This is a genomic window from Faecalibacterium sp. PGM34 (assembly GCF_054456555.1).
In genome coordinates, this window is sequence record NZ_CM136898.1 from 436,088 (window position 1) to 452,710 (window position 16,623).

Below are 16,623 nucleotides of genomic sequence, written 5' to 3' on the forward strand. Positions count from 1 at the left end.
ATAACACGGTTTAAGCGGTTTTGAAATAATTTTTTCACACTTTCTAACAACATTATTCAAGCAAAGTGCAACAAAAACGCCACACACAGCAGTGCCGGTGCGGCATTCGGGGTTATTTGGTATTCTTGTTGTCGTCCTTGTTTTCCTGCTCGGTGCGGTGCAGCATCTCCCGCAATGTGGGCAGGCTGCGCAGCTTTTTGCCGTGCCGGAGCTTGGGGTAGGCACGCAGCATACGGCGCGGGCCGACGATGCGGGGGGTGCGCAGCAGCTGCGTCTGCATTTCCTCGCTGCGCTGCTGCAGCTCTGCGGCCAGCTGTTCCAGTTGCAGCAGCTCGGCGGCGCGCTCGGCAGTGCCCTTGGCGGCAAGACGGGCGGCGTTGGCGGCTTCGGCAGCGTTCAGGCGGGCGTCCTCGCTGGCGCGGCGGGCAGCTTCGCTGGCTTCGGCGGCCTTGGCGCGGATGGCAGCCAGCGTCTCACGGGCAGAGGGGCGCTTTTCAGCAGCGTCCCGCGCCTCGGCAGCGGCAAGCTTGAATTGCAGCCGTCCCTCGTCCAGCTTCTGGTCGGCGTTCAGGGTGGTGGTGCCCAGCAGCTGGGTCATGGCGTCGCTGACGGCGTGGATGCTGTCGCCCAGCTGCTCCATGGTGTCCAGCGTATCGGCCAGCGCAGAGGCGGCAATGGCGGTAGCCACCACGTCTACTGCGTACACGGCGTACAAAAAGCACATGAGGATGACCCCCACAAAGGGCGGGATCAGATCTACAAGGTCTGCCACCACCGGGTGCACGATGCGCATGATCACCAGCGTGCCCACGCCCCACAGCAGGCAGAATTCCAGACAGATATAGCCCCCGATGTTAAAGGGAAAATCGCTGTAATCCCACCAGCGGGTGTGGTAGAGCTTATACAGTGCCCAGCCGCCCACCAGCTCCAGCGCACTGGGCAGGATGACGCCGCCGAGATACAGCAGCAGGATGCTGTGCTGCAAGGGCGTAAGGGCAAACAGCACGATGATCATGCCAAAGCCGTAGATGGGGCAGACCGGGCCGTTCAAAAAGCCCCGGTTCACCAGCTGACCGGTGGTGGCGGCGGCATAGATGACCTCCAGACACCAGCCCATGCAGGAGTAGATCAGGAAATAGGCCAGAATATGGTACAGCGAAAAGCCGCATACCACGGTATCGGTAAGAAAGCTTACCATAGGCACCTCCGTTCTTCAGTTCTGTTTGGATACGATCTTATATTCGTCCCCCGGCTCAAAAAAGGGGCAGGCAGCGGTGCTGCGGGCAAGATAGCGCGCCATCTCGTCCTCGTCCAGCGCAGCGCCCTGCGCGCAGTAATAGCTGCCGTATTCGTCCTGAACATTATTCAGGCACAGCTCACAGGGGTCAGACATTGGCTTCGCCTTCCTGCGTGGCGGCTTCGGCGGCGGCAGCTTCCCGCGCCATCCGCTTGAGCACCTTGGGGTCTACCCATGTCACGCTGTCGGCACCGGGCTTCTTGCGGGCGATGAGCGCCTTGATCTTGATCCCCATCTCGGTGAACATGCCCTCGTGCTCGGTGCGGATGTTCCATTCCGGCTCGTTCTCGTGGAGGTCGTAGGTGATCCACTCGATGTCGTAGCCGGAAGCGGGGAAGTACTCCACACTGTCCCGGAACAGATCATCGTCGTCGGTCTTGAAGTAGATCTCGCCGCCGTCCTTCAAAAACTCGCGGTAGGCGATGAGCTGGCGCGGGTAGGTAAGGCGGTGCTTGTGGGAGGAGTCGTTCTTGCTCCACGGGTTGCAGAAGTTGATGTAGATGCGGCTGACGGTATCCTCCGGGGTGATGACGCCCTTGATGCGCTCGATATCGGTGCTCATGATCTTGACGTTGTCGATGGGGCGCCCCGCTGCCTGATAGGCGGCTTCGATCTTGCGCTTGGCAAGGATGAGCACCTTGTCGGTGATATCGATGCCCAGATAGTTGTTTTCCGGGTGGGCGCAGGCCAGCTGGGAGATGAAGCCGCCCTTGCCGCAGCCCAGCTCCAGAATAAAGGGCTGCTCCGGGCGGGCGTACTGGCCGTGCCACTTACCGCCCCAGATCAGGGGCTCGTGCACATGGAAATCCGCGGCCATCAGTTCGTCGTGGGCATAGGGTTTGAAACGCATTCTCATAGTTTGTTGTTCTCCTTCAAAAATCTCTCCACCTGCTCCGGGGTGGCGGCGCAGCTGCCCTGACAGATGCCGGGCTTGCCGCCGCCGCGTCCGTTCAGCGCGGCGTTCAGAGCCTTGGTCAGGGCGCGCACATCGCCGTCCCGCCGGGCAAGGCAGTAGCCGGTGCCCTTTTCGGTAGGGGTCAGGGCGGCACACAGGCCGGTAGTGGCCTCGGTCAAGCGCACAGCCAGCCGGTGCAGCCCGTCCGGGTCCAGCCCCGGCAGGATGCGGATGGCGTCTGCATCGGGCGCTGTCAGCTGCGCAAGGGCATCAAACAGCTGGCTGCACAGTCCGAAATGTGTAAACTTGAGCGCGGTATACTCATCGTATACCCGGTGCACCGCCACAGCGGTCTGGTCGGCCTTGGCAGAGAGCAGCGCACCGATCTCCGCCTGCCGGGCGCGCATGGCCTGCGCCGCCGCCAGTGCACGGGCGCCGCACACCACGCTCAGCCGCACACCGCCCTTGTAGTTCTCGCTGGCAAGGATCTTGATCTGCCCCACCTGACCGGTGGTGCGGGTGTGGGTGCCGCAGCAGGCGCAGACGTCCGCGCCCGGGATGGTCACAATGCGCACCTGCCCCTCGATCTCCTTTTTGGAGCGGTAGACAAGGGCGGCAAGCTCCTCCCGGGTGGGGTAGCTGATGAGCACCGGCACATCCTGCCACACGATGCGGTTGGCGGCAAGCTCGGCCTGCCGCAGCCCCTCGGGGCTGATGGGCACACTGGTGTCCATGCGCACCGCCTCGGTGCCCACATGGAAGCCCACATTCTCCGCCCCGAACATCTGGTGCAAAATGCCGGAAAGGATATGCTCGCCGGTGTGCTGCTGCATCTTATCGAACCGCCAGTCCCAGTCGATACAGCCGGTCACGGCTGCGCCGGGCGCTGCGGCAGCGGGCAGGGCATCCACCGTATGCCAGATGACGCCCGCCTGCTCGTGGACGTCCAGCACCTGCAGCACCGTGCCGTCCGGCAGGGTCAGCGTGCCCCGGTCGGCGGGCTGACCGCCGCCCTCCGGGTAGAACACCGTGCCGTCCAGCGCGATGCGCCCGCCGCCGGTCTTTTCGTCCGGCTCTGCGGCAAGGATGACGCTTTCGCACCCGGTGCGGAAGGCGTCCTGCTCAAAGTATTTTTCTGTGCGCTGCATAGCGCGAGTACCTCCTGTAGATAGAACGATTGAAAATGGGGGAGCGCACGCCCTCTCAGGCGCTCCCGCGCCAGATTCCCCTTTTTGTCACCTGCGGTGACATCTTCCCCCGGAACGGGGGAAGTCTTTCCTCAAAGGGAGAGCCAAGCCGTAAAGCGCATCGCTAAAGTATTAGGTGCAAAGAGGAAGCTTCCGGCAGTGCTCTTGCCTCTCCCTTTGGGAGAGGTGGCATCGCGCAGCGATGACGGAGAGGGCGCACGCCGTTAGCCCTGTCACTAAAGTTTCAGACGCAACAAGAAACTTTCCCGCCATGCCAAAGGCTCCCTCCCAGAGGGAGCTGGCAAAGCCGTCAGGCTTTGCCTGAGGGAGTTCAAAGCGTCATCTTTTTCAGTATACCACGATTTTTGCCTGTGGAAAATAGTTTGCGGTTATGTTATGATAGGAAACAACGAATATTCCCGAAAATTGACAGCGAGGAAGGTAACGGATCATGCGTGAAAGTGGTATTCTGATGCCGGTATCCAGTCTGCCCGGCCCTTACGGGATCGGCTGCTTTGGCAAGGCGGCATTTCAATTTGTGGATTTCCTGTCTGCGGCAGGGCAGACGATCTGGCAGCTGCTGCCGCTCAGCCCCACCGGCTACGGCGACAGCCCCTATCAGAGCTGCTCTGCCTTTGCGGGCAACCCCTATTTTGTGGATCTGGAAACGCTGGAAAAAGAGGGTCTGCTGACCGCCGCAGACCTCAAGGCAGAAAGCTGGGGCAAAGACCCGCTGGAAGTGGACTACGGCACTTTGTATGTCAGCCGCTTTGCAGTGCTGCGCAAGGCCTACGCCGCATGGCGCAGCCAGTGCGCCGGGCTGCACGGCTGTGCCTACTACTACCCCGATGACTACTACGCCTTTACCCTTGCCAACGAGGACTGGCTGGAGGACTATGCCCTGTACATGGCGCTGAAGGTCGCCAACAAGATGAAGAACTGGGTGGAGTGGGACGCACCCTACCGCCGCCGCGACAAGGCCGCGCTGGCCGCCTTTGCCGCCGCAAATGAAGAGGAGATCGGCTTCTGGAAGTTTGTGCAGTACAAGTTCAGCGTCCAGTGGCAGGCCGTCAAGACCTATGCCAACGAAAAGGGCGTGCAGATTTTGGGCGATATCCCCATCTATGTTTCTGCCGACTCGGTGGACGCATGGGTGGGCGGCAAGCTGTTTGAGCTGGACGCCGACGGCCGCTTTGCCCGGGTGGCAGGCTGCCCGCCGGACTACTTCTCCGCAGACGGCCAGCTGTGGGGCAACCCCCTGTACGACTGGGCGTACCACAAAAAGACCGGCTACGCTTGGTGGGTGCGCCGGGTGCGCCATGCACTGGGCATCTACGACCTGCTGCGCATCGACCACTTCCGCGGCTTCGACACCTACTGGGCCATCCCGGCAGACAGCACCACCGCCCGCACCGGCAAGTGGGAGAACGGCCCCGGCATGGAGCTGTTCGACACACTGGAGGCCGCACTGGGCAAGCTGCCCATCATCGCAGAGGACTTGGGCGAGCTGTTCCCCAGCGTGCGCAAGCTGCTGGCCGACAGCACCTTCCCGGGCATGAAGGTGCTGCAGTTTGCCTTCGGCGGCGGGGACAACGAGTATCTGCCCCATAACCACGTCAAGAACGGTGTGGTCTACCCCGGCACCCACGACAACACCACCCTGACCGACTGGTGGGAGAACGGCGCTTCCAAAAAGGAAAAAGCCACCGCTGCGGCCTATCTGCACCTTACCCCCTGCAAGCCCACCGCCAAGGAGGTGGCAGCGGTCAAGACCGCAGCCGCGCGCACCGCCCTGCTGCGGGCGGCGCTGGGCTCGGTGGCGGACAGAGCCATCATTCCCATGTACGACTGGCTGGGTCTGGGTGCCGAGGCGCACCTGAACACCCCGGGCAAGCTGGGCGGCAACTGGGCATGGCGTGCCAAGGCCGGTTTTGACTCCAAAGCCCTTGCCGCACAGATCGAAGCTGAGTGCGCCGTGTACTGCCGCTGCAATGCAGACGTTCAAAACGTGAAATAATTAGCAATCTGACGAAATTGTAAAAATTGCCGTAAAAATTTGTGCGTTTTGCTGGAAAAATTTGTATTTCAATGGTATAATAGCCGTAAGTTCCCGGATTTGTGGGAAAATTGGAATTTCGCCCGTCGGAAGCGGCGGCGCGTACTGATGATGGGGAAATTACAGATGGACAGAGAATGGACAGAGCAGGATCTGCGCGCCTTTGCCGAGGGCGCACAGGCTGCGTTTGAAACGGTATTGCTGGACGAGCTGCCACAGGACACCGGCTGGCAGGACGAGGGCTTACAGGTGAGTTATAGCCTGTGCAACGGCCGGGTAAGCTGCGTGCTGCACCGCACGGTGCGGGCAGACGGCAAGCTGTGGCGGATCACCATGTCTGCCCCGCTGGCGGGCAATCTGCTGCCGGAAGAGCGCATGAGCGCCCGCGAGCGGGAGCTGTGCCGCGAGGATCTGAACCACGATTTTCTTTCCGGCGTGTACAACCGCCGCTATCTGGAGACCGTGATCGCCGCCGAGCTGGACCGCTGGGCAGAGCAGGGGCGCAAGGCCGCCGTGGCGCTGATATCGCTGGATAGCGGTGCACAGCTGCGGGACACTTACGGTCAGCCGGTGATGGATCAGCTGATCTGCTTTGTGGCAAACCAGTGGAAAAAGTATTTCGACATTCCGGGCAGTCAGATCGTCTGCCGCCTGACCGGCACCACCTTTGTGGTAGGCTGTCTGGACATGGACGGCGGGCAGCTGGCACAGCAGATGCGGAACATCTACGCCGGAATGCCCCACGAGTGCGTCACCTCCATGGGCATGATGAAGCGGGTGCCCTTTACCCTGAGCGTCGCAGTGGCAGGGCTGGACGAGCTGGACAGCGCCGCCAACTGCTGGCAGCGCCTGTACGCCATCTGTGACGAGCGGCTGCGCGGCATCCAGATCTCCGGCGGCAATAAGATCTGCTGAGAAACAACGCATAAAATCCCCCTTTGGACACATACTAGGTGCCAAAGGGGGATTTTTTGTATGGAAAACCAGAAAAACGATAACCTGAACCTGTTGGAAGCGGTAGTGCAGAACACCGAGATGGGCAAAAATACCTTGGAGCAGATCTTACCCATGACCAACGATGTGCAGTTCAAGGCCGAGCTGCTGCGCCAGCGGAACATCTACCACCAGCTCAATCAGGAGGCACACACCGCCATCGAAGCCTGCGGCGGCAGTGCACAGGGGCAGAGCACCATGGCAAAGCTGAACACGAAAATGGGCATCAGCCTTAAAACTCTTACGGACAAGTCCACCCGCAATCTGGCGGAGATGCTCACGCAGGGCAGCGGCATGGGGGTGGTGGACTGCGTGAAAAGCTGCAAGGACTACCCCAACGCCGCCCCGGGCGCAAAGCGCCTTGCCCAGCGGCTGCAGGATTTTGAAGAGGATAACCGCATCCAGCTGGAACGGTTTTTGTAAATACGTTCCACCCCATGAAAACACAAAGTCGGGCAGCCTGCGGGCTGTCCGACTTTGTTCTGCTTAAAATAATTTTCCGCTATTGCGGGCACTCACTCCCACAGCTTCTCGGGGTACTGACCCTCGGCGGTCTTGCGGGCAATGGCATCCACCACCAAGGGCTTGTCCTCCCGGTAGGTGACGCCGAACCACTTATCGGTGCTGCGCAGCACCTGAATTTTTGCCTTGTTCTCCTCGATCAGCTCGGTCACCACCAGCGGCAGGAAGTACTCGCACTTCAGGGGATTCACCGGCAGATTCTCGGTCAGCCAGCCCGCAAAGCGCTGCTCGGCCTCGTCCAGAAAGCTCTTGCCAAAGCCCCACAGGTTCATGCTCACGGGGGTGTCGCCGGGCAGATCCACCCAGCTCTCACCGCCGTCCTCGGTGTAGTGTGCGCCGCCGTCGCAGGGCTCGATGCGGGTGCGCTCGGTCACGCTTTGCAGGGTGCCGTCCTCGTTTTTGATGCACACACCGCGTGCCACGCTGCCGTTCTCGGACAGGGTGTTTTTCAGCAGATAGCTGACCATGCAGTAGCGGTAGAAATCATCATCGGCGTGGGTGGACAGGTAATCGTACATCACCTGAAACGCCTCCGGGCCGTAGTAGTCGTCTGCATTGATGACCGCAAAGGGGCCGTCAATCAGGGGCTTTGCAGCCAGCACGGCGTGGCAGGTGCCCCAGGGCTTTACACGGCCCTCCGGCACGGCAAAACCGGCGGGCAGCTCTTCCAGCTGCTGGAAGGCGTACTTCACGTTCATTGCTTTCGCCACGCGGTCGCCGATGGCAGCCTTGAAGGCGTCCTCGATCTCGTGCTTGATGACAAAGATCACGGTCTCAAAGCCGGCGCGGCGGGCGTCGTAGAGAGAATAGTCCATAATGACCTGTCCGTTGGGGCCCACCGGGTCGATCTGCTTCATGCCGCCGTAGCGGCTGCCCATGCCGGCTGCCATGACGACCAGTACCGGTTTATTCATCTGCAATTCCTCCTGTATCTGCCGGGGTTTCCGGCGTTGTAGCGTTCTGAGGCTATTATACACTGCTTCGCCGCCTGTGGCAAGGTGCAGAGGGAAGTTTTTACATTTCTGCCGCTATCCCTTGATTTTTTTGCTCCGGCGTGCTACAATCAGCGTAGTTTCATCCTGTCCAAAACATTGATGCGGACAAACTGAAGCCCCGCTTTTCATGCCGCAGAGAGGGCTGCCCCGGGTTTCCGGGTGCTGCAAGCAGCCTGCCATGACCCCGGCTTCTACCACCGCAGAGTGCAGAGGCGAACCTCTGCCGGGCGTGCCCGTTACAGCACTGCGAGGGGCGCGTTTCCCCGCCGGGGAACGCGCAATTCGGGTGGAACCGTGGAACGCAGACATTTGATCGGCGCTTCATCCCGTGAGTTTTACGGGGTGAAGCGCTTTTTATTTTTGTTCAAACCACATTGTCAAAGGAGAACCTACTATGAAGATCATCTACAAGGACGGTCATGTGGACGAGTGCCCGCAGGATCAGGAGCTGCACGTTATCCGTCACACCGCTGCTCACGTTATGGCACAGGCCATCAAGCGCCTGTATCCGCAGGCTGATTTTGCCTTCGGCCCTGCCACCGAGAATGGCTTCTACTACGATGTCGATCTGGGTGACCAGAAGCTGAGCGACGAGGATCTGGCCAACATCGAAAAAGAGATGCGCAAGATCGTCAAGGAGAACCTGCCCATCAAGCCCTTCATCCTGCCCCGCGCCGAGGCTGAAAAGCTGATGGAGGAGCGTCAGGAGCACTACAAGGTGGAGCACATGGCAGACCTTGCCAACGAGACCGAGTTCAGCTTCTTCCAGCAGGGCGAGTACGTGGATATGTGCATCGGACCTCACCTGACCTACACCAAGGCACTGAAGGCCTTCAAGATCACTCAGCAGTCCGGCGCATACTGGAAGAACGACAAGGAAAACAAGATGCTGACCCGTATCAACGGCGTGGCCTTCCGCAATCAGGAGGAGCTGGACGCATGGGAGAAGGAGCAGCAGGAGGCCCGCGAGCGCGATCACCGCAAGATCGGCAAGGAGATGGGCCTGTTTATGACCGATGATCTGGTGGGCCGCGGCCTGCCCATGTTCCTGCCCGCAGGCTACACCGTCTGGCAGGAGCTGGAGAACTATATCAAGGAGAAGGAGCGCAAGCGCGGCTATCTGCACGTCATGACCCCCTGCGTGGGCACTGTGAACCTGTACAAGACCTCCGGTCACTGGGATCACTACCGTGAGAACATGTTCCCCGCCATGGAGATGGAGGGCGAAAGCTATGTGCTGCGCCCGATGAACTGCCCCCATCACATGATGATCTACGCAAACCGTCCCCACTCCTACCGTGACCTGCCCATGCGCATCGGCGAAATCGCCCACGACTTCCGCTACGAGTCCTCCGGCACCCTGAAGGGCATCGAGCGCGGCCGTCACTTCTGCCAGAACGACGCCCACCTGTTCTGCACCCCGGAGCAGATCAAGAGCGAAGTGGCAGACGTGTGCAACCTGATCTTTGAGGTGTACAAGGACTTCAACATCACCGATTACCGCTGCGTGCTGAGCCTGCGTGACCCCGCCGACAAGAAGAAGTACCACGATGACGATGCCATGTGGAACCACGCCGAAAGCGCTCTGCGCGAGGTGCTGACCGAGCTGGGCATCCACTTCACCGAGGAGATCGGCGAGGCTGCCTTCTACGGCCCGAAGCTGGACGTGAACGTGAAGCCCGCCGTGGGTGCCGAGTACACCCTGTCCACCTGCCAGCTGGACTTCTGCCTGCCCGCAAAGTTCCACCTGACCTATGTGGACAAGGACGGCTCCGAAAAGACCCCCGTGGTGCTGCACCGCGCAATTCTGGGCTCTCTGGACCGCTTCATGGCCTATATGATCGAGGAGACCAAGGGCAAGTTCCCCACCTGGCTGGCTCCCACGCAGGTCAAGGTGCTGCCCGTTTCCGAAAAGACGCTGGAGTACGCACAGGATGTGACCGAGAAGCTGGCCGATGCCGGTGTCCGCGTTGTGCTGGATGACGACAACCAGAAGATCGGCTACAAGATCCGTGCCGCACAGCAGGTAGACCGCGTGCCCTATATGCTGGTGCTGGGCGCCAAGGAAGCCGAGGCCGGCAATATCTCCGTGCGCGACCGTAAGGGCGAGACCACCGAGATGAGCCTTGAGGACTTCATCGCCAAGGTCACCACCGAGATCCGCACCCGCAGCCTGTAAGGTATAAATGATAAGTACCCCGGAAACGCCTGTCGGCGTTTCCGGGGTACTTTTTTTCACGGGTGGGGATGATGGTCAGCTTTGTTTCTCTCATTTTTCCAGATCCGCAAACAGCTCATCCAGATCCCGATACTTCTTTGCCTTCGGGTCTGCCGCGACATGCTCTGCTTCCAGCATAGCGGCCACGGTCTCCTTGTTCGGGCGCTCGGTGCGGATCTCGAAGGGAATACCGCCCTCCCGCAAGGACTGCCGCACAAAGATGTTGAACGCGGTGGAAAGGTTCATGCCCAGTTCTGCAAACAGGGCATCGGCCTGCGCCTTCAGGTCGGAATCCATCCGAATACTGACATTGGTAGTTGCCATACAGATCAGCTCCTTTCGCCTTTATTATATGTGCATTGCACGAAGATTGCAATACGCTGCACATAAAATTTACAAATTCGCGGCACAGCAAAAGCCCCACTCCCTTGTGCGCAGGAGCGGGGCTTTCGACTTACTGTTGACTCGAACAAAAAAAGGAAAAGGAAAAAGGAGAACGATCTATCTGTCACGCCGGGCGGCGGGGACTGTGTCGGAGCAGCCGGGCTGCCGCCGCAGCGGGAACAGCGGAAAAGCTTGTGGAGCGTTACTCCACGTCCTGCAGAGCGGCGTAGTCCTCCTCGCCGGTGCGGATCTTGACCACGCGGGTCACGTTGTAGACAAAGATCTTGCCATCGCCGATATGGCCGGTGTACAGCGCCTTCTTGGCGGCTTCCACCACAGCGTCCACGCTGATGCGGGAGACGATGACTTCCACCTTGATCTTGGGCAGCAGGGTAGTATCCACCGGCACGCCGCGGTACTTTTCAGGGGTGCCCTTCTGGATGCCGCAGCCCATGACCTGCGTCACGGTCATGCCGGTGACGCCCAGATCATTCAAGGCAGTCTTGAGCTGATCGAACTTAGCCAGCTTTGCAATGATGGACACCTTGTGCATCCCGGTGTCGTAGACGCCATCGTGGATCACGGGCTCACGCACCACCGGCACGGCGGCATCCACCTGCGTTGCCGAAGCCTTGGTAACATCGTCCTCACCCAGATCGGTGTTCTCGTTGGGGGTCATAGCAGCGGAGTTGGCATCCGAGATGGCAAAGCCTGCATAAGCGGAAGTCAGACCGTGCTCGTGGATGTCCAGACCGTCGATCTCTACCTCGGCGGGCACACGCAGGCCAAGGGTCTTATCAATGATCTTAAAGACGATGAACATCACGATCACAACGTAGGCATCCACGCAGACCAGACCCAGCAGCTGGGTGCCCAGCTGTGCCAGACCGCCGCCGTAGAACAGACCGGCGTGGGCGGTGTTGGAGCCGGTGGAGAACAGACCCACCGCAATGGTGCCCCAGACGCCGTTTGCAAAGTGGACGGAAACAGCACCTACGGGGTCATCCACCTTGGCGATCTTATCGAAGAATTCCACGCTCAGCACCACAAGGATACCGGCCACAAAGCCGATGAAGAAAGCGCCGAAGGGGGAGACGGTATCGCAGCCTGCGGTAATAGCCACAAGGCCAGCCAGAGAACCGTTCAGGGTCATGGAGACGTCCGGCTTGCCGTAGCGCAGCCAAGTGAAGATCATGGTCACGCAGGTAGCAACGGCTGCGGCAAGGTTGGTGTTGAAGCAGACCAGACCGGTCAGGGTCATGGTGGCATCGGTGGACAGGCTCAGGGAAGAGCCGCCGTTGAAGCCGAACCAGCAGAACCACAGGATGAACACGCCCAGAGCACCGGCGGTCAGGTTGTGGCCGGGGATGGCGTGAGGGTTGCCGTCCTTATCGTACTTGCCAATACGGGGGCCCAGCATCCAAGCGCCCAGCAGAGCGATGACGCCGCCCACATTATGCACGGCTGCGGAGCCTGCAAAATCGTGGAAGCCCATGCTCTGCAGCCAGCCGCCGCCCCACATCCAGTGGCCGCAGATGGGGTACACCACCAGCGAGATGGCGGCGGAGTACACGCAGTAGGCCTTGAAATTGGTGCGCTCGGCCATGGAGCCGGAGACGATGGTGGCTGCCGTAGCGCAGAACACGGTCTGGAACACGATGTACACCCACAGGGGGATGTCCAGACCCAAGTGGCTGTAATCGCCCTGAATGAAGGGATCGAAACCGCCGATCAGTGCGCCGGTGCCGCCGAACATCAGGCCGAAGCCGATGAGCCAGTAGCAGGGCGTGCCGATGCAGAAATCCATCATGTTTTTCATCAGGATGTTGCCGGTATTCTTTGCCCGGGTGAAGCCGGCTTCGCATAGGGCGAATCCGGCCTGCATGAAGTACACTAGGAACGCTCCCACGAGCGTCCAACAGGTGTTGACGGAGTTGAACATTTTTCCTACCTCCTACGGTCGTTTTTTGCACAGGGAGCCCTCTATTCTCTCCGTGCGTCAGTATCCCCGAAAACACAAAAGGCGCTGGCGGAATTGCTTCCGTCAGCGCCTTTGCTTTCGATGGCACGAGTATAGTCTCTTTGTGCAAACCTGTCAAGTATTCATCTCAAGGTTTTACGTTTTTCACAATACGGCGAAACTTTGCCCTGCTAAAGTTTGGCAAATGTTTTGCCTGTCAGCCGTTTTCGCCGTCCTTCGGGGAGCCGGACTTATTCTTTTCCTTGGCGTTGGCCGGGCGGTGGCCGCCTTCCATCTCCCAGTGCAGCAGCATACTCATCAAGGCGCGCAGCGCAAAGGTAGCCGCCAGCGGCACCACGGAATCCAGATTTTGCAGCAGGAAGGTCTTGGCAATCTCTGCCGACATCAGAAATTCCAGCGCGGTGGTCAGGCCGCTGCTCATTTCATGGTGGAAGTCCCGGTGGTCGTTGAAGAAGGTGGCGCGGACATAGTAGAAGGTGGCCTTGGCCAGACTGGTGATGATGATGAACAGACCCACCACCTCGGCAAGACCGGCGATCATGGGCACTGCAGTTTCCAGAAAGGCATCCAGCAGGTGTGTGAGGTTCAGGTTGAACAGGGTCAGTCCTTGCATGATCTCCTCCGCAGCTTACAGCAGGGTCTTGACGTAAGCGGCCAGCTCCTCGTCCTTGCAGGAGGCGAAGAACAGCTCAGAGAACTTTGCACCGGCCACAGCGCCCTTCAGCAGATCCTGATCGATGCTCTTCAGGCACTCGATGAGGGGCTTGAAGGTGGCGGCGCGCACGCCGTCCAGAATCTTCTTGTTGCGCTGCTCGGGCACAACGCGCTCCTTGGGGTAGCCCTGACCGTGGCCAAAGCCGAACAGCTTCTCGAAGCAGTACTCAAGGTTCAGCTCGCCGCCCCAGCCGAAGCCCTTGGCAAAGGGCATGGCAACGGCGTTGCCGTCGTTGACGTGGGCAAAGGTGTAGGCGTCCACAGGGTCCTCCACATGGCCGCAGATGACGCCGGGGAAGCTGTTCAGTGCCAGCATGGCGCCCTCGCCGGTGCCGCAGCCGGTAATAACGTAGTCCGCAGCGCCGCTGTTCAGCAGGATAGCGGCCAGAATGCCGCACTGCACATAGGTCAGCTGTGCAGCATCGTCGGCGGCGTACATGCCGTAGTTGACCACCTCATGACCCATGGGCTCCACCACCTTTTTCAGGGCGGCTTCAATGATGCCGTTCTTGGCGGCCTGACTGTTCTCGTTGATAAGTGCGATCTTCATAACAATGGTTCTCCTTCTTATTTTTCCCTGCGGTACGCAGGTATTATACAAAGTCCTCCCGCATGGGGGTAAAGAAATCCAGCATCACGCCGCCCTCCAGACAGACGCAGCCGTGCATCACGCCGTTCTGCTTGAGCAGGGTGTCGCCGGGGCCCACCTCCCGGGTCTCGTCCCCGATGGTAAAGCGGTACCGCCCGGAGACGATATAGGTGATCTGGGTGTGGGGGTGGCAGTGCATGGCACCCACGCCGCCGGTCTCAAAGGTGTTTTCCACGCACATGGCGTCCTTGCTGTACGCCAGCACGCGGCGCTGCACCCCGGAGCCGCAGGGTTCCGGGGCAATTTCGGCATGGGGCACCCAAGGGATATCCTGATGTGCTTTTTCCATTATAGCATAACATCCTTTCCCGTACAAACAAAAGGGGACTGCCACACAACGCTGTGCGGCAGTCCCCGGGTCAAGAACTGCGGAGTGCCCTCAGCGCTTACTGGGGCTGCTTGCCGATGTAGGCCAGAATGCCGCCGTCCACATACAGGATCAGGCCGTTGACAAAGTCAGAGGCCTCAGATGCCAGGAACACAGCGGGTCCGCCCAGATCCTCGGCCTCGCCCCAGCGGCCTGCGGGGGTCTTGGCAACGATGAACTGGTCGAAGGGGTGACGGCTGCCGTCGGGCTGGATCTCGCGCAGAGGTGCGGTCTGCGGGGTAGCGATGTAGCCGGGTCCGATGCCGTTGCACTGGATGTTGTAGGCGCCGTACTCGGAAGCGATGTTCTTGGTCAGCATCTTCAGGCCGCCCTTTGCTGCTGCATAAGCAGAAACGGTCTCACGGCCCAGCTCGCTCATCATGGAGCAGATGTTGATGATCTTGCCGCCGCCCTGTGCGATCATGTCGGGGATGATGGCCTTTGCCACGATGAAGGGAGCGTTCAGATCCACGTCGATGACCTGACGGAACTGGGCAGCGCTCATCTCGGTCATGGGGATGCGCTTGATGATACCGGCGTTGTTGACCAGAATGTTGATGTGGCCGACTTCCTCGGTGATCTTTGCCACCATAGCATTGACGGCGTCCTCATCGGTGACGTCGCAGACGTAGCCGTGTGCCTTGATGCCGGCCTCTGCATAGGAAGCCAGACCCTTGTCCACCAGCTCCTGCTTGATATCATTGAACACGATGGTAGCGCCGTTGGCTGCCATAGCCTTTGCAATTGCCATGCCTATGCCGTAGGATGCGCCGGTGATCAGCGCCACCTTGCCGGTCAGGTCAAAGGATTTGGGCGTGCACTGTGCCATAATAAAGTCCTCCTGTCAAAAAACCATATTTTACACGGGGCAAAACTGCTCCGTGCTGCTTTGCAAAGCGCGTCGTATCCGGCCGTGCCGGAGTGCGCTCTTACTTGTATACCAGTCTAGCATCCTTTGCAGGAAGTGTCAAGGCACATTCTTGTGAAGTTTTATTGTACTTTCTTTAGATTTTCGCTTTTCTTTCAAAAAACAGCACGTAAAACCGTCGTTTTTCAGTGCAACAGCTTGTGCAAACCGCCGCACCTTGTCACGGTGCACAAGATATTCCGACTATCTTTGGGCTTGTTGACAAGTTTGGGCGGCTTTTGTCTTTTACCCCAGCTTTTTCTTCTGCTGGCGCGCCACGATGGGCATCAGCAGCGGGATGGGCACAAGGCGCTGGGCGCTGGTGCACAGCCGCATAAAGGCAGAGGGCACAATGATGGTCTTGCGGTGCATCATGCCCAGCAGAGCCTCCTCCACACACAGCTCGGGGGTGATGCCCCGCAGGGCAAACACCACCCCGGCGTGGTCGTTGAACTCGGTGTCCACCGGGCCGGGGCAGAGGGCGCAGACGTAGACCGGGCTGTGCATCTCCCGCAGCTCCTCGGCCACGCCGCGGGTCATGCTGACCACATAGGCCTTGCTGGCGTAGTAGCCCGCCATATAGGGTCCGCCGGGCAGAAGCCCCGCAGAGGACGCCACATTCAGGATGGTGCCGCCGCCCTGCGCGTCCATCTTGCGCACCACGGCGCGGAACAGCCGCGCCATGGCGGCTACGTTCACTTGGATCATCTCTTCCTCGCGGGCTTCCTCCGTTTCCAGAATGCTGCCGCAGACGCCGAAACCGGCGTTGTTGATGAAGATGTCGATGTGCGCATCGGCCAGTACTTCGCACAGGCGGCTGCACTCCTCGGCGCGGGAGAGGTCGGCAGCCTCGATGCGGCAGTCGGTGCCGTGGGCTGCGTGCAGCTCCTTGGCAAGCGCCTGCAAGCGGTCGGCGCGGCGGGCGGTCAGGATGAGCCGACAGCCCATGGCGGCGTACCGGCGGGCGAACTCCCGGCCGATGCCGGAGCTTGCTCCGGTGATCCAGATGGTCTTTTGCATGGTGGTTCTCCTTTTTTCTTCTCGCCCCCCCAAAAACGGGGCTTTCTGTACTTGTTGCCCTTATTTTAGCATAGTTTGACCGTGCTTTCTATGCAATTTTCGTAAACGATGCAAAAGAGAGCCCGAAACGCTTTTCGTTTATCGCATGGCAGAAAACTGCATTTACAAACGTTAGCGTTCTCGCCCTCTCAGGCGCTCCCGCGCCAGATTCCCCCTTTTGTCACCTACGGTGACATCTTCCCCCGGAGCGGGGGAAGTCTTTCCTCAAAGGGAGAGCCAAGCCGTTAACCTCGATGCTAAAGCATTAGGTACAAAGAGGAGGTTTCCGGCAGTGCTCTTGCCTCTCCCTTTGGGAGAGGTGGATTTGCGAAGCAAAGACGGAGAGGGCGAGGACGTTGCCCATATAAAAAAGAACCCGAAACGCCTGCGGCGTTTCGG

At 59.8% G+C, this 16,623-nt stretch carries 16 protein-coding genes; 4 read left to right on the forward strand and 12 right to left on the reverse strand.

Translation table 11 applies throughout. From position 1 onward, the window contains the following. Nucleotides 1-112: 112 nt before the first annotated feature. Genes ACXPUX_RS02165 through ACXPUX_RS02180 form a run of 4 tightly spaced genes read right to left on the reverse strand, consistent with a single transcriptional unit; the run spans nucleotide 113 to nucleotide 3,340 of the window. The gene (locus ACXPUX_RS02165; protein ID WP_458829676.1) at nucleotides 113-1,198 is read right to left on the reverse strand and encodes a putative ABC transporter permease; all 1,086 of its coding nucleotides are present in this window, start codon (nucleotides 1,196-1,198) and stop codon (nucleotides 113-115) included. Between the two features lie 15 nt (nucleotides 1,199-1,213). After that, nucleotides 1,214-1,393 (reverse strand): DUF6472 family protein, encoded by a 180-nt coding sequence (locus ACXPUX_RS02170; RefSeq protein ID WP_458829678.1) that lies wholly within the window; start codon nucleotides 1,391-1,393, stop codon nucleotides 1,214-1,216. After that, the gene (gene trmB, locus ACXPUX_RS02175) at nucleotides 1,386-2,153 is read right to left on the reverse strand and encodes a tRNA (guanosine(46)-N7)-methyltransferase TrmB (RefSeq protein WP_458829680.1); all 768 of its coding nucleotides are present in this window, start codon (nucleotides 2,151-2,153) and stop codon (nucleotides 1,386-1,388) included. Before trmB ends, ACXPUX_RS02170 begins: the two co-directional genes overlap by 8 nt. After that, entirely contained in the window at nucleotides 2,150-3,340 is a 1,191-nt protein-coding gene (locus ACXPUX_RS02180; protein ID WP_458829682.1) for an alanyl-tRNA editing protein, read from the reverse strand. Before ACXPUX_RS02180 ends, trmB begins: the two co-directional genes overlap by 4 nt. A 490-nt stretch (nucleotides 3,341-3,830) precedes the next feature. On the opposite strand from ACXPUX_RS02180, the gene malQ reads away from it, so the two are divergent. The 3 genes from malQ (at nucleotide 3,831) to ACXPUX_RS02195 (ending at nucleotide 6,851) form a co-directional block, all read left to right on the forward strand. Next, entirely contained in the window at nucleotides 3,831-5,396 is a 1,566-nt protein-coding gene (gene malQ / locus ACXPUX_RS02185; protein ID WP_458829684.1) for a 4-alpha-glucanotransferase, read from the forward strand. Between the two features lie 147 nt (nucleotides 5,397-5,543). Beyond that, nucleotides 5,544-6,350, forward strand: a complete 807-nt coding sequence (locus ACXPUX_RS02190) for a GGDEF domain-containing protein (RefSeq protein ID WP_458829686.1) — start codon at nucleotides 5,544-5,546, stop codon at nucleotides 6,348-6,350. Nucleotides 6,351-6,410: 60 nt separating this feature from the next. After that, the gene (locus ACXPUX_RS02195; RefSeq protein ID WP_458829688.1) at nucleotides 6,411-6,851 is read left to right on the forward strand and encodes a hypothetical protein; all 441 of its coding nucleotides are present in this window, start codon (nucleotides 6,411-6,413) and stop codon (nucleotides 6,849-6,851) included. A 92-nt stretch (nucleotides 6,852-6,943) separates the two neighbouring features. Here ACXPUX_RS02195 and ACXPUX_RS02200 read toward each other — a convergent pair whose 3' ends face one another. Further along, nucleotides 6,944-7,864, reverse strand: a complete 921-nt coding sequence (locus ACXPUX_RS02200) for a nucleotidyltransferase family protein (protein ID WP_458829690.1) — start codon at nucleotides 7,862-7,864, stop codon at nucleotides 6,944-6,946. 475 nt (nucleotides 7,865-8,339) lie between these two features. Between ACXPUX_RS02200 and thrS the strand changes: the two genes are divergently transcribed. Beyond that, nucleotides 8,340-10,124, forward strand: a complete 1,785-nt coding sequence (gene thrS / locus ACXPUX_RS02205) for a threonine--tRNA ligase (RefSeq protein WP_458829692.1) — start codon at nucleotides 8,340-8,342, stop codon at nucleotides 10,122-10,124. 90 nt (nucleotides 10,125-10,214) lie between these two features. Here the strand turns inward: thrS and ACXPUX_RS02210 are convergent, their stop codons facing one another. The 7 genes from ACXPUX_RS02210 to ACXPUX_RS02240 form a co-directional block, all read right to left on the reverse strand. Continuing rightward, a complete protein-coding gene (locus tag ACXPUX_RS02210) occupies nucleotides 10,215-10,487 on the reverse strand; it encodes a type II toxin-antitoxin system RelB/DinJ family antitoxin (RefSeq protein WP_458829694.1) in 273 nt (90 codons plus the stop codon). 262 nt (nucleotides 10,488-10,749) lie between these two features. After that, entirely contained in the window at nucleotides 10,750-12,489 is a 1,740-nt protein-coding gene (locus tag ACXPUX_RS02215; RefSeq protein ID WP_458829696.1) for an ammonium transporter, read from the reverse strand. Between the two features lie 235 nt (nucleotides 12,490-12,724). Beyond that, the gene (locus ACXPUX_RS02220) at nucleotides 12,725-13,141 is read right to left on the reverse strand and encodes a DUF1622 domain-containing protein (RefSeq protein WP_458829698.1); all 417 of its coding nucleotides are present in this window, start codon (nucleotides 13,139-13,141) and stop codon (nucleotides 12,725-12,727) included. Between the two features lie 15 nt (nucleotides 13,142-13,156). Continuing rightward, nucleotides 13,157-13,792 (reverse strand): RpiB/LacA/LacB family sugar-phosphate isomerase, encoded by a 636-nt coding sequence (locus tag ACXPUX_RS02225; RefSeq protein WP_458829700.1) that lies wholly within the window; start codon nucleotides 13,790-13,792, stop codon nucleotides 13,157-13,159. A gap of 43 nt (nucleotides 13,793-13,835) precedes the next feature. Continuing rightward, a complete protein-coding gene (locus tag ACXPUX_RS02230) occupies nucleotides 13,836-14,180 on the reverse strand; it encodes a cupin domain-containing protein (protein WP_458829702.1) in 345 nt (114 codons plus the stop codon). Nucleotides 14,181-14,277: 97 nt separating this feature from the next. Continuing rightward, nucleotides 14,278-15,087 (reverse strand): gluconate 5-dehydrogenase, encoded by an 810-nt coding sequence (locus ACXPUX_RS02235; protein WP_006735344.1) that lies wholly within the window; start codon nucleotides 15,085-15,087, stop codon nucleotides 14,278-14,280. 324 nt (nucleotides 15,088-15,411) lie between these two features. Beyond that, nucleotides 15,412-16,185, reverse strand: a complete 774-nt coding sequence (locus ACXPUX_RS02240; RefSeq protein ID WP_458829704.1) for an SDR family NAD(P)-dependent oxidoreductase — start codon at nucleotides 16,183-16,185, stop codon at nucleotides 15,412-15,414. Nucleotides 16,186-16,623: the final 438 nt, after the last annotated feature.

Excerpts from the sequence above, each read along its gene's own strand:
- ACXPUX_RS02230 (WP_458829702.1), bottom strand. The coding sequence starts at position 14,180 with ATGGAAAAAGCACATCAGGATATCCCTTGGGTGCCCCATGCCGAAATT.
- ACXPUX_RS02215 (WP_458829696.1), bottom strand. The coding sequence starts at position 12,489 with ATGTTCAACTCCGTCAACACCTGTTGGACGCTCGTGGGAGCGTTCCTA.
- ACXPUX_RS02210 (WP_458829694.1), bottom strand. The coding sequence starts at position 10,487 with ATGGCAACTACCAATGTCAGTATTCGGATGGATTCCGACCTGAAGGCG.
- ACXPUX_RS02200 (WP_458829690.1), bottom strand. The coding sequence starts at position 7,864 with ATGAATAAACCGGTACTGGTCGTCATGGCAGCCGGCATGGGCAGCCGC.
- ACXPUX_RS02220 (WP_458829698.1), bottom strand. The coding sequence starts at position 13,141 with ATGCAAGGACTGACCCTGTTCAACCTGAACCTCACACACCTGCTGGAT.
- ACXPUX_RS02240 (WP_458829704.1), bottom strand. The coding sequence starts at position 16,185 with ATGCAAAAGACCATCTGGATCACCGGAGCAAGCTCCGGCATCGGCCGG.
- ACXPUX_RS02225 (WP_458829700.1), bottom strand. The coding sequence starts at position 13,792 with ATGAAGATCGCACTTATCAACGAGAACAGTCAGGCCGCCAAGAACGGC.
- ACXPUX_RS02235 (WP_006735344.1), bottom strand. The coding sequence starts at position 15,087 with ATGGCACAGTGCACGCCCAAATCCTTTGACCTGACCGGCAAGGTGGCG.
- malQ (WP_458829684.1), top strand. The coding sequence starts at position 3,831 with ATGCGTGAAAGTGGTATTCTGATGCCGGTATCCAGTCTGCCCGGCCCT.
- thrS (WP_458829692.1), top strand. The coding sequence starts at position 8,340 with ATGAAGATCATCTACAAGGACGGTCATGTGGACGAGTGCCCGCAGGAT.
- ACXPUX_RS02195 (WP_458829688.1), top strand. The coding sequence starts at position 6,411 with ATGGAAAACCAGAAAAACGATAACCTGAACCTGTTGGAAGCGGTAGTG.
- trmB (WP_458829680.1), bottom strand. The coding sequence starts at position 2,153 with ATGAGAATGCGTTTCAAACCCTATGCCCACGACGAACTGATGGCCGCG.
- ACXPUX_RS02165 (WP_458829676.1), bottom strand. The coding sequence starts at position 1,198 with ATGGTAAGCTTTCTTACCGATACCGTGGTATGCGGCTTTTCGCTGTAC.
- ACXPUX_RS02170 (WP_458829678.1), bottom strand. The coding sequence starts at position 1,393 with ATGTCTGACCCCTGTGAGCTGTGCCTGAATAATGTTCAGGACGAATAC.
- ACXPUX_RS02180 (WP_458829682.1), bottom strand. The coding sequence starts at position 3,340 with ATGCAGCGCACAGAAAAATACTTTGAGCAGGACGCCTTCCGCACCGGG.
- ACXPUX_RS02190 (WP_458829686.1), top strand. The coding sequence starts at position 5,544 with ATGATGGGGAAATTACAGATGGACAGAGAATGGACAGAGCAGGATCTG.